A 15,492-nucleotide genomic window follows, 5' to 3' on the forward strand; every position below is an offset into this window, starting at 1 on the left:
TGCCCGCTCCGCGGGCTACTCGATCAGCAGAGGGAGGGCCCGGGCGGTCAGCTCGCCGGGGTCTCGATGCGGGGGAAGAGGGCTTCGAGGGTGCCGACCGTCGTGCCGACGGGCAGGCGGCCCCAGTCGCCGGCCTCGCGGATCGGCTGCGCCGCGAGGGAGCCGAGGGACTCCTCGACGCCGAGCGCCGTCCACAGCTTCGCGGTCGCGCGGGGCACGACCGGCGAGAGCAGCACGGCGAGGGCGCGCAGCCCCTCCGTCGCCGTGTAGAGGACCGTGCCGAGCCGCTCGCGGTCGGCGTCGTTCTTGGCGAGCGCCCACGGCTCCTGCTCGGTGATGTAGCCGTTCAGCTCGTCGACGATGGTCCACACCGCGGTGATCGCGTCGTGGATGGCCAGGGCGTCGATCGCCGCGTCGGCCGTGGCGGCCGCTGCGGCGACGGTGCGCTGCACGCGCTCCTCCGCCTCGGTGGCGACTCCGGGCCCGGGCACGACGCCGTCGTAGTAGCGGTTGAGCATGGCGATCACGCGCGAGGCGAGGTTGCCGAATCCGTTCGCCAGCTCGGCCTGGTAGCGCGCCGAGAGATCCTCCCACGAGAACGAGCCGTCCTGGCCGAACGTGATCGCGCGCATGAAGTAGTAGCGGAACGCGTCGGAGCCGAAGGTGTCGGTGATCTGCTCGGGCGCGATGCCGGTGAGCTTCGACTTCGACATCTTCTCGCCGCCGACCAGCAGCCAGCCGTGGCCGAAGACCTGCTTGGGCACGTCGAGCCCTGCGGCCATCAGCATCGCGGGCCAGATCACCGCGTGGAAGCGGAGGATGTCCTTGCCGACGATGTGGGTCGCCGGCCAGCGGCGGGCGAACTCCTCGTCATCCTGGCCGTAGCCGACGGCGGTGACGTAGTTGAGCAGGGCGTCGAACCAGACGTAGACGACGTGCGAGTCGTCCCACGGGACCTTCACGCCCCAGTCGAAGCTCGAGCGCGAGATCGAGAGGTCGGCGAGGCCCTGGCGCACGAAGCTGACGACCTCGTTGCGGGCCGACTCCGGCTGCACGAAGTCCGGGCGCTCCTCGTAGAGCGCGAGCAGGCGCTCGGTGTACTCGCTCATCTTGAAGAAATAGTTCTTCTCGCTGAGCAGCTCGACCGGCTTGGAGTGGATCTTGCAGACGTACTGGCCCTCGTAGTCGCCGGTGCCCTCGTCGAGGTCCGAGAGCTGCTTGTACTCCTCGCAGCCGACGCAGTAGTAGCCCTCGTACTCGCCCGTGTAGATCGCGCCGCCGTCGTAGAGCTTCTGGAGGAACTTCTGCACGTTGACCTCGTGCCGCTCGTCCGTGGTGCGGATGAAGTCGTCGTTGGCGATGTCGATGGTGCTCAGGAGGGGCTGCCACGCGGTCTCGACCAGGCGGTCAGCCCACTCCTGCGGAGTCGTGCCGTTCGCCGTCGCGGTGCGCAGGATCTTCTGCCCGTGCTCGTCGGTGCCGGTGAGCAGCCACGTGTCGTCGCCGGCCTGACGGTGCCAGCGGGTCAGCACGTCCGCCGCGACCTCCGTGTACGCGTGCCCGATGTGGGGGACGTCGTTGACGTAGAAGATCGGGGTCGTGAGATAGAAGGAGGCGCCGTCGGACATGGCGACCATCCTATTCACCGCGCGGTGCCGCTCCTCCTGTGTGACGAGGCCCCGGCTCCGCCGTGCGACGAGGCGGAGGAGCTCAGCCGCGGCGCGACGCCAGCGCCGCCTCGTAGAGCTCGCGTCGCGAGAGGCCGGTGCGCTCGGCGACCTCGGCCGACGCCTCCTTGAGCCGCGCTCCGGCGGCGACCCGCGCGAGGACGTCGGCGAGCGCGTCCTCCTGCGACGCCTCCCGCTCCGGAGCGCCCTGCACGACCAGGCAGATCTCGCCGCGGAGCCCGCCGGCCGCCCACTCGGCGAGCTCGGCCGCCGTGCCCCGGCGCACCTCCTCGAACATCTTCGTCAGCTCGCGGCACACCACGACCCGGCGCTCCGGCCCCATCGCCTCGACCAGGTCGGCGAGGGCGTCGCCGATGCGGTGCGGCGACTCGAAGAACACCATGGTGCGGCGCTCGTCGACGAGGGAGCGGAAGGTCGAGGCCCGCTCGCCGTGCTTGCGCGGCAGGAAGCCCTCGAAGCTGAACCTGTCGGTCGGCAGCCCGGAGACGGCGAGCGCCATCAGCACGGCCGAGGGACCGGGGAGCGCCGTGACCGCGACTCCGGCCGCGACCGCCGTCTCGACGAGGTGGTAGCCCGGATCGGACACGGTGGGCATGCCGGCGTCGCTGAGCACGAGCAGGTCCTGGTCGCGGGCGAGCTCGACCAGCTCGGCCGCCCGCTGGCGCTCGTTGTGGTCGTGCAGCGCGTAGAGGGTCGGCCTGTTCTCGATGCCGAGCGCCCGCAGCAGCTGGATCGTGACGCGGGTGTCCTCGGCGGCGACGTGCTGCGCGGTCGAGAGCGCCTCCACGAGCCGCCGGGAGGCGTCGCCGAGGTTTCCGATGGGCGTGCCCGCGAGGATGATCATGCGGCCAGTCTCCCAGCCCCGATCGGTGGGCGACCCTCGGAGGAGGCGTGCGGGCGGGCGGTCGTGGTGCCGTGACGCCCCGTTAGCATGGCCGGGTGACGGACCGACCGCAGCGCGACTTCGACGACCTGCTCCTCGACTCCGCCGGAGCGACCCGGTCGGTTCCCGTCGAGCCGGCCGAGGACGTCGCCGCGGCACCGCGGGTGCGCGAGCCGCAGCCGGACGTACCGCGCGGCTCCTGGTTCGACGACGTGTTCGCGCGGCTGACCCCCACTCCCCTCCGTCGGCGGATCTGGGACCTCGGCCTGCCGATCGCCGTGGTCGTGCTCGCCGCCGTGCTGCGGCTGTGGAACCTCGGGCACCCGCGCTCCCTCGTGTTCGACGAGACCTTCTACGTGAAGGACGCCTGGACGCTCTGGAACCTCGGCTTCGAGGGCGCGTGGCCGGAGGATCCCGACCCGGGCTTCGCGGCCGGCGACGTGGACACGTTCACGGGAGCGCCGTCGTTCGTCGTGCACCCGCCGCTGGGCAAGTGGATCATCGGACTCGGGATGGGCGCGTTCGGCGCCGACGACAGCGTCGGCTGGCGGATCTCGACGGCGGTCGTCGGGATCCTCGCGGTCGCGCTCGTCATCGTCGTCGGCCGGCTGCTCTTCCGCTCGACGCTGATCGCCTCGCTCGCGGGCCTCTTCCTCGCGCTCGACGGCCACGCGATCGTCATGTCGCGCGTCTCGCTGCTCGACGGGATCCTCATGTTCGTCGCGCTGTGCGGCGTGACGGCCGTGCTGCTCGACCGCCGCTGGGCGGAGCTGCGGCTCGCCGAGAAGGTCGCCGCGGGGGCCCTGCCCAGCTGGGGACCGGTGCTCTGGTGGCGGCCGTGGCTCCTGGTCGCGGGCTTCGTCTTCGGTCTCGCGGCCGGCGTGAAGTGGACCGGGATCTACTTCCTGGCGGCCTACGGCGTCTACCTCGTCGTGGTCGACGCGCTGATGCGCCGCCGCGCGGGCGTCCCCTTCTGGGGCAGCGGAGCCGTGCTCAAGCAGGGCCCGGTGTCCTTCCTCCTGGTCGTGCCGATCGCGCTCGTCGCGTACCTCCTCACCTGGACCGGCTGGCTCAGGACTTCCGGCGGCTGGGCCCGGCAGTGGGCGACGGAGGCCCCGGGCAACGCCTGGACCGGTGCGTTGGCGTGGGTGCCCGACTGGGCGCAGAGCCTCTGGCACTACCACGTGCAGATGTACGACTACTCGATCAACCTGCGCGCCACGCACCCCTACGAGGCGAACCCGCTGACCTGGCTGCTGATGAGCCGGCCGACCAGCATGTACTTCGTCGACAGCGCCGAGGGCGTCGACGGCTGCACCGCGGTGCGCTGCGCCGAGGCGATCACCTCGGTCGCGAATCCGCTGATCTGGTACGCCGGAGTCGCGGCGCTGCTCTACCTGCTCTACCGCCTCGCGCGGTACCGGGAGTGGCGCGCGGGCTTCGTGCTGATGGGCATCGTCGCGGGCTACCTGCCGTGGATGCTGTACCTGGACCGCACGGTCTTCCAGTTCTACTGCGTCGTGTTCCAGCCGTACATGATGCTCGCGCTCGCGATGACGGCGGGGATCGTGATGGGCTCGCCGCAGGACCCCGTCCGCAAGCGGACCCGCGGGATCGTCCTCGTGCTCGGATTCGTCGTGCTCGCCGCCGCGCTCACCGCCTTCTTCTACCCCGTCTGGACCGGGCAGCAGACCTCGTTCGCCTTCTGGCAGGCGCACATGTGGCTCCCGTCGTGGGTCTGATCGGGCGTCTCGGTCCCGGAGTCGCGGTCTGCGCGGCCGCCGCGGTGCTCGCGGCCGTCGTGCACGCCCTCGTGCCGGCGGTGCCGATGCTGACGGCCGCCGTCGCGCTCGGGATCGTGGTAGCCCAGGTGCCGGCGGCCCGTCCGGCGCTGGGCGGTGCGCTGTCGCCGGGGCTCAAGTTCTCGTCGCGGACCCTCATGCGCACCGGGATCGTGCTGCTGGGGCTGAAGCTCTCGCTCGTGGACATCGCGGCGCTGGGTTGGGCGGCGATCCTCGTGGTGGTGGGCATCGTGCTGGCGACCTTCGCGCTCACCTGGGCGCTCGGGCGGGCGCTCGGACTGCCCGGCCGGGAGCCCCTGCTGCTGGCCGCCGGGTTCTCGATCTGCGGCGCCTCCGCCATAGGCGCGATGGCCGGAGCGACGCGGGCGAAGGAGTCGGAGCAGGCCGTGCCGGTCGCGCTGGTGACCCTCTGCGGGACGCTCGCGATCGCCGTGCTGCCGGCGCTGCAGCATCCGCTGGGCCTGTCGGCCGAGCAGTTCGGGCACTGGGTGGGAGCGTCGGTGCACGACGTCGGCCAGGTCGTCGCGACGGCGCAGGTCGCGGGCGCGTCGGCCCTCGCTATCGCGGTCGTCGTCAAGCTGACGCGCGTGGTGATGCTGGCGCCGATGGTCGCGATCGCCGCGGCCGTGACGCGGCGGGGCGGCGCGGACGCCGGACCGCGGCCCGCGATCGTGCCGCTGTTCGTGGTCGGCTTCCTCGCGGCCGTGCTCGTGCGCACCTGGGTGCCGCTGCCGGAGGGGCTGCTCGCGGGGGCCGACACCGCCCAGACCTGGCTGCTCGCGGCGGCGCTGTTCGCCCTCGGCACCGGCGTGCGGCTGCGCGCGCTCGTGACGACCGGCTGGCGGGCGCTCGTCGTGGCGCTCGGGTCGTGGTTCGCGATCGCCGCGATGGCGCTGGCGGCGGTGCACGCGACGGTCTGATCCTGGGACTGTTACGGACTGCGACAGCTCACGCGCCGCGCTGTCGGAGGGCGACGGTAACGTCGATCGCATGGCAGATCGCGAGTACGGCTTCAAGACGCGTGCAATCCACGCGGGCAACATCCCCGACCCGGTGACCGGTGCGCGCGCGCTGCCGATCTACCAGACCAGCGCGTTCGTCTTCGACGACACCGCCGACGCCGCGGCGCGCTTCGCGCTGCAGAAGTACGGCAACGTCTACTCGCGCCTGTCCAACCCCACTGTCGCCTCGTTCGAGGAGCGCGTCGCGAGCCTCGAGGGCGGCCTCGGCGCCGTCGCCACCGCGTCGGGCCTCTCGGCGCAGTTCATCGTCTTCGCGGCCCTCGTCGGCTCGGGCGATCACGTCGTCTCCTCCGCCAACCTCTACGGCGGGTCCATCACGCAGCTCGACGTGACCCTGCGCCGCTTCGGGGTCGAGACGACCTTCGTGCAGTCGAGCGATCCGGCCGACTACGCGGCGGCGATCACCGAGAAGACCAAGGTCCTCTACGCCGAGACCATCGCGAACCCGTCCGGCGAGATCGCCGACATCGAGGGCCTCGCGGCCGTCGCGCACGCCGCGGGCATCCCGCTCGTCATCGACTCGACCGTGGCGACTCCTTATCTGGTGCGCCCGATCGAGTGGGGCGCCGACATCGTCATCCACTCGGCCACCAAGTTCCTCGGCGGCCACGGCACCACGCTCGGCGGCGTCGTCGTCGAGTCGGGCCGCTTCCACTACTCGCACGAGAAGTTCCCGCTGCTGCACGACTCCGTCGCCTCCTACGGCGACCTCTCGTGGGACGGCAACTTCGGCGAGTACGGGTTCCTCACCCGCCTGCGCGCCGAGCAGCTGCGCGACATCGGGCCGGTCCTCGCTCCCCACTCCGCGTTCCTGCTCGCCCAGGGCGTCGAGACGCTGCCGTACCGGATCCAGGCCCACGTCGACAACGCGCGCCGCGTGGCGGAGTGGCTCGACGCCGACCCGCGCATCGAGGCCGTCTACTGGGCCGGCCTGCCCGCGCACCCGCACCACGAGCGCGCGCAGAAGTACCTGCCGAAGGGGCCGGGCTCGGTCTTCAGCTTCGTCGTGAAGGGCGGCCGCGCGGTCGGCCAGACCTTCATCGAGTCGGTCGACCTCGCCAGCCACCTCGCCAACATCGGCGACGCGAAGACGCTGGTCATCCACCCCGCCTCGACGACGCACGCCCAGCTCACCGAGCAGCAGCTGCTCGACGCGGGCGTGCTGCCGGGCCTCGTCCGCCTCTCGGTGGGCATCGAGGACGCCGACGACATCATCTACGACCTCGATCAGGCGCTCACGGCGGCGGTCGAGAAGCACGGCACGCCGGACGCGCCGAGCGAGCTCCCGGAGGACGCCTCCGCGACCCTCCTCTCCCCCACCGTGGAGGTCTGACCGATGAGCGACACCGGCACCGTCGTCCAGCTGTCCAACGGGCTCAGCTGCTCCGTCCCGACCAACTCGCCGCTGGCGAAGATGCTGCGCTCGCAGCGCACCTGGGTCGGCCCGGACGCGAAGCAGCGCCTCGACATCCTCCGCCGCGCCAAGACGGTCGCGATCGTGGGCGCCTCGCCGAACCCGGCGCGCTCGTCGTACTTCGTCTCGACCTACCTGCAGCAGTCGAGCGACTACGAGCTGTTCTTCGTGAACCCCAACGCCACCGAGATCCTCGGACAGCCGGTCTACAAGAGCCTCGCCGACCTGCCCGTCGTGCCCGACATCGTCGACGTGTTCCGCAAGGCGAGCGACATCCCCTCGGTGATCGACGACGTCGTCGCCATCGGCGCCCCGACGGTCTGGGTGCAGCTGGGCATCTGGAATCAGGAGGCTGCCGAGTACGGCGAGTCGAAGGGCCTGACCGTGGTCATGGACCGCTGCATCAAGGTCGAGCACGCCCGCTTCCACGGCGGACTGCACCTGCTCGGCTTCGACACCGGGCAGATCACCGCACGCAAGACGATCCGCTGAGACGACGGGCCGGCCGGGGAATCCCCGACCGGCCCGTCCCTCTCAGTCGCCCTCTCAGTCGCCCTTGACGTTCACCAGCTGGCGCAGCGTGTGCCGCACCTCGACGAGGTCGGCGGCGTCGGCCATCACCCGGTCGATCGGCTTGTAGGCCGCCGGGATCTCGTCGAGGAACGCGTCCGTGTCGCGGTACTCGATCCCCGTCATGGCCTCGCGCAACTGGTCGTGCGTGAAGGTCCGCCGCGCCGCCGCCCGCGAGTACTCGCGGCCGGCTCCGTGCGGGGACGAGTCGAGCGACATCGCGTTCCCCCGACCGACCACCACGTACGAGGCGGTGCCCATCGAGCCGGGGATGAGCCCCGGACGCCCGGCGTCGGCCTGGATCGCGCCCTTCCGGCTCACCCAGACGTCGCGGCCGAAGTGGCGCTCCTGCTCGGTGAAATTGTGGTGGCAGTTGATCCGCTCCACCTCCTCGACCGGCGCGCCGATCCACTCGGAGAGCTGCCGGACGACCCGGTCCATCATCTCCTCGCGGTTCAGCAGCGCGTACGTCTGCGCCCAACGGAGCTCGGCGATGTACCGGTCGAACTCCGCCGTGCCCTCCACGAGGTAGGCGAGGTCGGGGTCGGGCAGCGTGATCCAGTGGCGCGCGCAGTAGTCGCGGGCGATCCGGATGTGCTCGCCGGCGATCCGGTTGCCCACACCGCGGGAGCCGGAGTGCAGGAACAGCCAGACGGCTCCGGTCTCGTCGCTGCTCACCTCGATGAAGTGGTTGCCGCTGCCGAGCGTGCCCAGCTGCAGCCTCCAGTGCTTCGAGTAGTGCGCCGGGTCGAAGCCCGCCGCCTCGGCGAGTGCGGCGAGCTCCGCGACGCGCGGCTCGGCGGTCGCGACGACCTTGCGATTAGCGGCGCCCGCCGAGAGCGGAACGGCGCGCTCGATCTGCTCGCGGAGTGCCCGCGAGGTCGCGGCCGGTCAGGTCGTCGCGCGTGAACCCGGTGCGCACGGCGATCACGCCGCAGCCGATGTCGACTCCGACGGCCGCGGGGATGATCGCGCCGAGGGTCGGGATGACCGACCCCACGGTCGCGCCGCGCCCGAGGTGCGCGTCGGGCATGAGCGCCAGGTGCGGGAACACGAACGGCATCCGCGACGCGGTGAGCGCCTGCTCCCGTGCGTTGTCGTCGAGGATGCTCGCCCAGGAGACGAGGCGGTCGCCGATCTTCTGCATGGTGCTGGTCTTCTGCATGGTCCTTCCTCTCGTGAAGGCCCGGCGGTCGCCGGGATAAGGGGGAGACGCGTTCGGGACGGCGGGATGCCGCGAGCCGTGCACGCGCCGCCTCCTCTGCAGAGGAGTGCGGGAGCGGTGGGGCCCCGAACCGGTGTCGTCCGGGGCCTGGGCAGCTGCCTAGGAGAGCCGGAGGACGCCGGGCTGGAGGTTCTTCGCGCTGAGGCGCTCGCCCGAGAGGGGCAGCGTGTGTTCGCGGGACGCGGCGACCGTGCGGTCGGCGACGAGCAGTCTCGTGGTCATGCGACTGCTCCTTCCAGGCGTCGGGGGTGCGCGCTCCGGCGGCGCGCTCGGCGACCGTAGCAGCGCGGGCGAGACCTGTGCAACCCGGGCGTGTCGCGCCCTCCGCGGCGGGGAGGAGGGTCCTCCTCCGCGTCGGCGCGCCGCCTCCCCCGCGCGACGGATTCGCCTCCGCATCGCGTGGAGGGTCTCTGGACGGCCCCTCCGATCCTCCGTGCGGCGCCGTGGAGGCGAGTAGGCAGGAGGTGCAAGGGAGAACGGACTCTCCGGGATCGGACAACGATCGAGCCGCTCGCGGCATCGAGGAACTGGACGGACGATGAGGAACACGACCTTCACACCCAGCACAACGGGATCGGCGGCGAGCGCAGCGTCGCGGCCGAGGCCCCCGCACCGCGGCAGGCGCCTCCTGATCGCCGGCGCCGCCTGCGGCGCGCTCGCGCTCGGCCCGATCGCCGCCACCCCCGCCGTCGCCGCCCCGGCGGCGGCGACCAGTACGGCGCAGGTCGCGGCCGCCGCGTGGAGCGTCGTGGCCGAGGGCGAGAACAGCGCCAACGCGCGCACGGTGCAGCACCTGCTCACCGCGGCCGGGCATCCGGTCGACGCCGACGGCGTCTTCGGCCCCGCGACGGCCGAGGCGGTGCGGGCGTTCCAGAGCGAGCGCGGCCTCTCGTCCGACGGGATCGTGGGCGAGCAGACCTGGTCCGCGCTGATCACGACGCTCTCCTCCGGGGACAGCGGCGAGGCCGTCACCGCGCTGCAGGTGCAGCTGAACAAGACCGGCGCCGGGCTCGGCGTCGACGGCGCGTTCGGGCCGGCGACCGCCTCGGCGGTGGAGGCCTTCCAGGCGGAGGCCGGGCTCTCGGTCGACGGCGTCGCCGGTCCGCAGACCTGGCAGTCGCTCGTCGGCTCGGGCTCGGGCACGACCCCCGATCCGGGTCAGCCCGGCGAGACGTTCGCGTCCCTCAGCGAGGAGCAGCTCGCGAACGTGCGCACGATCATCGCCGAGGGGAAGACCGCCGGTGTGCCCGAGTACGGCTGGGTCATCGCGATCGCGACGGCCATGCAGGAGTCGCGGCTGCGGAACCTCGAGGGCGGCGACCGCGACTCGGTCGGCCTCTTCCAGCAGCGGCCGTCGACCGGCTGGGGCGACGCGGCCGACCTCGTCAACCCGGTGTTCGCGTCGCGGGCCTTCTACGGAGCAGCGAACAGCCCGACCGGGAACACGGGCCTCACGGACGTGCCGGGCTGGGAGTCGATGAGCGTGACCGAGGCGGCGCAGACGGTGCAGGTCTCGGCCTACCCGGACGCGTACGCGAAGTGGGAGACCCTGGCCCGCGAGGCCGTCGAGAGCGAGGGATGAGGATCATGAGCATCACGACAGAGACCACCACCACCCCGATCGTCGAGGAGCGGCCGCGGAGCCTGGGCGCCCGCGCCCTGGCCGTCCTCACCGCCCTGCTCCTCGCCGTCGGCGTCGTCGTCGGCGGCGCCACGAGCGCGCAGGCGGCCGACTGGCCCGTGCTCTCCTCCGGATCCAGCGGCGACGACGTGACCACCGCGCAGTACCTGCTGCGCGGCTCCGGACAGTCGCTCGCCGTCGACGGGGAGTTCGGCGCGGGCACGGCGAGCGCCACCACCGCGTTCCAGTCGGCGAAGGGCCTCGCCGCCGACGGCATCATCGGCGGGGAGACGTGGGGCGCACTGGCCACGACCGTCCGGAGCGGCGATTCCGGTGACGCCGTGAGCGCGGCGCAGACCCAGCTCAACGCGAACGGCGCGTCGATCGCGGTCGACGGGGCGTTCGGCTCCGGCACCGACGCCGCCGTGAAGAGCTTCCAGAGCGGTGCCGGGCTGACCGCCGACGGCATCGTCGGACCGGCCACTTGGAAGGCGCTGATCGCCGGCGGCGGCGGAGGCACGACTCCCCCGCCCGGCACTGACGCGGCGGCGACCGCGCAGGCGATCCTCGACAACCCCGCGATCGAGCTCTACGACTCCTCGGACGACCCCGCCTCGACCGCTCTCGCGAACATCCGCGACACGGCGGCCGGCCGGCCGGCGCTGACCAGCCCGTCCGCCGAGGGCGGCGGAGCCTCCACGACGCTCTCCCCGGCGATGCTCGACGGGATCCTGCGCCTGAACACCGAGTACGGGCACTCCTTCTCGGTCTCCTCCATCGCCGGAGAGGACCACAGCCCGACCTCGCTGCACTACGGCGGGACGGCGGTGGACATCCCGATCATCGACGGCGTCTTCGTGGCGAACGGTGCCGACTACCAGTCCGTCAAGGACGCGTGCGCCGCGATGGGCGCGACGGAGATCCTCGCGCCGGGCGATGCGGACCACGACGACCACGTGCACTGCGGCTGGGAGTGACGCAGGGCCGGACGGTTCCGACCGCCGGAGAGTGACGGGGCGGGTGCCGATCGGCGCCCGCCCCGTCCGCGCGCACCCGGCGTAGTCTCTCGACATGAGCGCCTACGTCTCCGTTCTCGACCTGTTCAGCGTGGGGATCGGTCCGTCGAGCTCGCACACCGTCGGCCCGATGCGCGCCGCCCTCGCCCTCGCCGACCGCCTGCGGTCGGCAGGACTCCTCCCCCGGGTGAGCCGGATCGGCTGCACCCTGTACGGGTCCCTCGGCTCCACCGGGATCGGCCACGGCACCCCCGACGCGGTGGTCGCGGGCCTGGCGGGGCTCGACCCCGAGACCTGCGATCCCGAGGAGGTGCGCGGAGCCTGGCGCCGCCTCGACGTCGACGGGTCGATCCTCCTGGCCGGCGAGCAGCCGCTGCCGATGTCGAGCGACGACATCGCGTTCGAGCCGCGGACCCGCCTGCCGGAGCACCCGAACGCACTCACGTTCAGCGTCTGGCTCGGCGAGGAGGCGCTGCCGGAGTGGGAGGAGACCTACTACTCGATCGGCGGCGGCTTCATCCGGCGCGCGGGCGAGCGGGCCGACCTCGCGGCGCTGGCGGCGCATCCGCACCACTTCGTCTCGGGCTCGGACCTGCTGGCGATCTGCGAGCGGACCGGATCGGGCATCGCCGGGATCGCCGCGGCGAACGAGGCGGCGCTGCATCCGGACCTCGACGTCGACGCCCGGCTCGACGCGATCTGGGACGCCATGGCCGCGTGCGTCGAGCACGGCCTGGCCACCGAGGGCGTCCTCCCCGGCGGGCTCGCCGTGCAGCGCCGCGCGTCGCTGATGCGCGAGCGCCTCGAGGCGCTGGAGGAGGACCCGCTCGACCGCGCCCGGGCGACGTCCGTGGAGTGGCTGCACGCCTTCGCGCTGGCCGTCAACGAGGAGAACGCGGCGGGCGGGCGCGTGGTCACGGCGCCGACCAACGGAGCGGCGGGCATCATCCCCGCTGTCGGCCACTACTACCTGCGCTTCGTGCCCGGGGCTGGGCGCGCGGGGCTGCGGGAGTTCCTCCTCACCGCCACGGCGATCGGCTCGCTCTGCAAGACCAACGCCTCGATCTCGGGAGCGGAGGCGGGCTGTCAGGGCGAGGTCGGCTCCGCCTGCGCGATGGCGGCGGGCGCCCTCTGCGCCGTGCTGGGCGGGAGCCCCCGCCAGGTCGAGAACGCCGCTGAGATCGCGATGGAGCACCACCTCGGACTCACCTGCGACCCGGTCGGCGGACTGGTGCAGATCCCCTGCATCGAGCGGAACGCCATCACGGCGTCGACCGCGGTCAGCGCCGCGCGGCTCGCGCTGCACGGGGACGGGACGCACCGGGTCTCGCTCGACACGGTGATCGAGACGATGCGGCAGACGGGCATCGACATGTCCTCGAAGTACAAGGAGACGAGCGAGGGCGGCCTCGCGGTCAACGTCATCGAGTGCTGAGGTGAACCCGGGTTACGCGCGGGAGTGCGGCCGCGACGGCCGGCGCCTACCGTGGGCCGGGTGAGCAGCTCCCCCTACCTCGCCCGGCCGATCGTCTCGACGCAGTGGCTGGCCGATCAGCTCGGCCGCGACGGACTCGTCGTCATCGACGCGAGCGTGCTCTTCGTGCCCGCGTTCGACGGCCGCTACCGCTACCTCACCGGCGAGGACCAGTACCTCGTCGAGGGGCACGTGCCCGGAGCCGTCTTCGCGGACCTGCTCGAGCACCTCTCGGACGGCGAGGCGCCGCATCCGTTCACGAGGCTCGACCCCGAGCGGTTCGCCGCGGCGGTCGGCGCGCTGGGGATCGACGACGACTCGGTGGTCGTCGTCTACGACTCCGCGGTCGGCCAGTGGGCCTCGCGGCTCTGGTGGCTGCTGCGCACCGCTGGTCTCGACTCCGTGGCGGTGCTCGACGGCGGCCTGACGGCCTGGCGGCAGGAGGCGCGCCCGCTCGAGACGGGGCATGTCGCTCCGATACCGCGCGACGGGCTCACCGTGCGCGAGGAGCGCCCGCTCTGGGTCGACAAGGCCGAGGTCGAGCGGGTGGTCCGCGGAGAAGCGGCGGGGGCGCTCGTCTGCGCGGTGCCGCCCAAGGAGTTCACGGGCGAGGCCGGGCAGCGTCCGCGCCGCGGCCACATCCCCGGCTCCCGGAGCGTGCCGGCCGCTCGGCTGGTGGACCGCGAGACGAACACCCTCCTGCCGCACGACCGGCTGCGCGCGCTCTTCGGCGACGTGCTCGACGCCGAGCGGGTGGTGCTGTACTGCGGAGGAGGCGTCGCGGCGGCCGCGGACGCGCTCGCCCTCACGCTGCTCGGCGTCAGCGAGGTGGCGATCTACGACGGGTCGCTGAACGAGTGGGCCGCCGACCCGGACGCGCCCCTGGTGGTCACGGCCGCCTGACGAGCTCCGGCAGGTCGGTCGTCGGCAGTGCGCAGACGAACGCCTCGCAGGAGTAGGCGGTCGGCAGGCCGTCGCGGGAGGTCCGGCCCTCGAAGAGCTCGAAGCCCGCGTCCGACCACTCGGCGGCGGCGCGATCGGTGACCAGGGCGAGCACGCCCACCTCGGTCGCCCGAGCGCCGCGCGCGAGACCGGCCAGCGGCGCCGGCTCCGGAGCGACCACGACCAGCTGCGTCACGGGCTCGGCCAGCGACGACGCGAGCGCGAGCGCCGCACCGAAGCCCATCGGCTGCTGCAGGGCTCCGGGGGCCACCGCGGCGACGACCGCCTCGGCCGCGTCGCGGTAGCGCCGCTCCCCTGTGAGCAGGAAGAGCCCGTGCGCTGCCCCGGCCGTCGCCGAGAGGCCGGAGGGGTACGCGCCCTCGGAGGGATCGGCCGCCAGCAGCAGCCCGCGCGCGACGAGCGCCGGATCGCCGCCGCCGGGCAGGGCGAACGGCGGCCACGCGTCGGCGGCGTCGAGCGCGCCGTCGATCAGCGAGCGGGCGGCGAGGGCGTACCGCGGTGCTCCGTCGGCGAGCGCCAGCTGCACGAGCCCGCCGGCGAGCATCCCGATGTCCTCGAGCGCGGGCCGGGCCGCCGAGACGCGCTCGTCGAGCGAGGCGCGCACGACGAGGGCCCCGTCGACGACGTGGCGGGAGAGCAGGAAGTCGGCGGCCCTGCGGGCGGCGTCGATCCACTCGGCGCGGCCGAGGAGGCGCCCGGCGCGGGCGAGCGCCTGGATCGCGAGCCCGTTCCATCCGGTCACGACCTTCTCGTCGAGGGCGGGCGGCTCCAGGCCGGAGCGGTCCTCGGCGAGGTAGTAGCCGCCCTCCGAGCGGCGGCCGTCGACGATGCTCCCGGAGTCCTGGGCGCTGGCGAAGCCGCCGCTCGGGCGCTGCAGTGTGCTGATGAGGAACGAGGCGATCCCCTCCGCGATCCCGGTGAGCGCGGTGCGGTCGGAGGTGCCGGTGCGGCCCAGCAGCAGGGCGGCGACGTCGAGCAGCTGGGCGTTGTCGTAGAGCATCCGCTCGTAGTGCGGCTCGCTCCAGTCCTGCCGGGTCGCGTAGCGGAAGAAGCCGCCGTCGCGGTCGCGCAGGGGCGAGACGGCGAGGGTCAGGAGGGTGCGCTCGGCGAGCTCGGCGCCGCCCGCCCGGGAGGCGAGGAAGCCGAGCACGGGCGCCACCGGGAACTTCGGCGCCGTGCCGAAGCCGCCGTGCACGCGGTCCTCCTCGGCGGCGAGGCGCTCGACGGCCGCGTCGAGGTCGGCCGCACCGGGAAGCGCCGTCGACGCGGGCAGGGCGGCGGTCGCCTCGCGGAGGGCGTTCGCGAGCGAGCCGGCGGTCGCGTGCACCTCGTCGCGCCGCAGCCGCCACGCCTCGCCGACCGCGTCGAGGACGTCCGAGAAGGCGGGCACGCCGCCCACGGCCCGCGGCGGGAAGTAGGTGCCGGCGTAGAAGGGCTCGCCGCCGGGGGTCGTGAAGACCGTGAGCGGCCAGCCGAGGTTCCGCGTGAACGCGCTGGCGGCGGTGAGGTAGGCGGTGTCGACGTCGGGGTGCTCCTCGCGGTCGACCTTCACCGCGACGAAGCCGCCGTTCAGCCGCTCGGCGAGGACCGGATCCGAGAACGACTCGCGCGCCATGACGTGGCACCAGTGGCAGGTCGCGTAGCCGATCGACACGAGCACCGGCACGTCGCGCCGCTCGGCCTCGGCGAACGCCTCCTCACCCCAGGGGAACCAGTCGACGGGGTTGTCCGCGTGCGAGCGGAGGTAGGGGCTGACACTCGAGCGCAGTCGTTCGGCCATGCGTCCACGCTAGACGGGGCGACGGAGACGGGCA

General features: G+C 73.0%; 12 protein-coding genes and 1 pseudogene. 8 read left to right on the top strand and 5 right to left on the bottom strand.

Annotated features, from left to right (window positions below):
* Positions 1–47: 47 nt before the first annotated feature.
* Both metG and rsmI read right to left on the bottom strand, forming a co-directional pair.
* The gene (gene metG, locus ASF46_RS11650) at positions 48–1,628 is read right to left on the bottom strand and encodes a methionine--tRNA ligase (protein WP_056868562.1); all 1,581 of its coding nucleotides are present in this window, start codon (positions 1,626–1,628) and stop codon (positions 48–50) included.
* An 82-nt stretch (positions 1,629–1,710) separates the two neighbouring features.
* Entirely contained in the window at positions 1,711–2,532 is an 822-nt protein-coding gene (gene rsmI / locus ASF46_RS11655; protein ID WP_056867756.1) for a 16S rRNA (cytidine(1402)-2'-O)-methyltransferase, read from the bottom strand.
* A gap of 95 nt (positions 2,533–2,627) precedes the next feature.
* Between rsmI and ASF46_RS19740 the strand changes: the two genes are divergently transcribed.
* From ASF46_RS19740 to ASF46_RS11675, 4 genes are all read left to right on the top strand, one after another.
* Entirely contained in the window at positions 2,628–4,313 is a 1,686-nt protein-coding gene (locus tag ASF46_RS19740; RefSeq protein ID WP_235576932.1) for a dolichyl-phosphate-mannose--protein mannosyltransferase, read from the top strand.
* Complete coding sequence (locus tag ASF46_RS19745) at positions 4,292–5,293, top strand: YeiH family protein (protein WP_056867757.1); 1,002 nt, start codon at positions 4,292–4,294, stop codon at positions 5,291–5,293. Before ASF46_RS19740 ends, ASF46_RS19745 begins: the two co-directional genes overlap by 22 nt.
* 70 nt (positions 5,294–5,363) lie before the next feature.
* The gene (locus ASF46_RS11670; RefSeq protein ID WP_055793790.1) at positions 5,364–6,728 is read left to right on the top strand and encodes an O-acetylhomoserine aminocarboxypropyltransferase/cysteine synthase family protein; all 1,365 of its coding nucleotides are present in this window, start codon (positions 5,364–5,366) and stop codon (positions 6,726–6,728) included.
* Positions 6,729–6,731: 3 nt separating this feature from the next.
* The gene (locus ASF46_RS11675; protein WP_055793796.1) at positions 6,732–7,301 is read left to right on the top strand and encodes a CoA-binding protein; all 570 of its coding nucleotides are present in this window, start codon (positions 6,732–6,734) and stop codon (positions 7,299–7,301) included.
* A 54-nt stretch (positions 7,302–7,355) separates the two neighbouring features.
* Here ASF46_RS11675 and ASF46_RS11680 read toward each other — a convergent pair.
* Both ASF46_RS11680 and ASF46_RS19850 read right to left on the bottom strand, forming a co-directional pair.
* Positions 7,356–8,526, bottom strand: a pseudogene (locus ASF46_RS11680) (RtcB family protein).
* Positions 8,527–8,703: 177 nt separating this feature from the next.
* Positions 8,704–8,826, bottom strand: a complete 123-nt coding sequence (locus ASF46_RS19850) for a hypothetical protein (protein ID WP_268788642.1) — start codon at positions 8,824–8,826, stop codon at positions 8,704–8,706.
* Between the two features lie 316 nt (positions 8,827–9,142).
* On the opposite strand from ASF46_RS19850, the gene ASF46_RS11685 reads away from it, so the two are divergent.
* The 4 genes from ASF46_RS11685 to ASF46_RS11700 all read left to right on the top strand — a co-directional run bounded on the left by ASF46_RS11685 (position 9,143) and on the right by ASF46_RS11700 (position 13,618).
* Complete coding sequence (locus tag ASF46_RS11685) at positions 9,143–10,186, top strand: peptidoglycan-binding domain-containing protein (RefSeq protein ID WP_056867758.1); 1,044 nt, start codon at positions 9,143–9,145, stop codon at positions 10,184–10,186.
* Between the two features lie 5 nt (positions 10,187–10,191).
* Positions 10,192–11,202, top strand: coding sequence for a peptidoglycan-binding domain-containing protein (locus ASF46_RS11690; RefSeq protein WP_157602466.1), 1,011 nt, complete (start codon positions 10,192–10,194; stop codon positions 11,200–11,202).
* A gap of 94 nt (positions 11,203–11,296) precedes the next feature.
* Positions 11,297–12,676 carry an L-serine ammonia-lyase gene (locus ASF46_RS11695; RefSeq protein WP_056867760.1) on the top strand — a complete coding sequence of 460 codons (1,380 nt, stop codon included), beginning with the start codon at positions 11,297–11,299 and terminating at the stop codon, positions 12,674–12,676.
* 60 nt (positions 12,677–12,736) lie between these two features.
* On the top strand, positions 12,737–13,618 hold the full coding sequence (locus ASF46_RS11700) for a sulfurtransferase (protein WP_162240175.1): 882 nt from the start codon (positions 12,737–12,739) through the stop codon (positions 13,616–13,618).
* On the opposite strand, the gene ASF46_RS11705 is transcribed toward ASF46_RS11700, so the two are convergent.
* Entirely contained in the window at positions 13,605–15,458 is a 1,854-nt protein-coding gene (locus ASF46_RS11705; protein WP_056867761.1) for a thioredoxin domain-containing protein, read from the bottom strand. The two genes, ASF46_RS11700 and ASF46_RS11705, sit on opposite strands and share 14 nt — an antisense overlap.
* Between the last annotated feature and the right edge of the window lie 34 nt (positions 15,459–15,492).

Origin of the sequence: Rathayibacter sp. Leaf296 (genome assembly GCF_001423045.1) — a bacterium.
GTDB classification, from domain to species: domain Bacteria; phylum Actinomycetota; class Actinomycetes; order Actinomycetales; family Microbacteriaceae; genus Rathayibacter; species Rathayibacter caricis.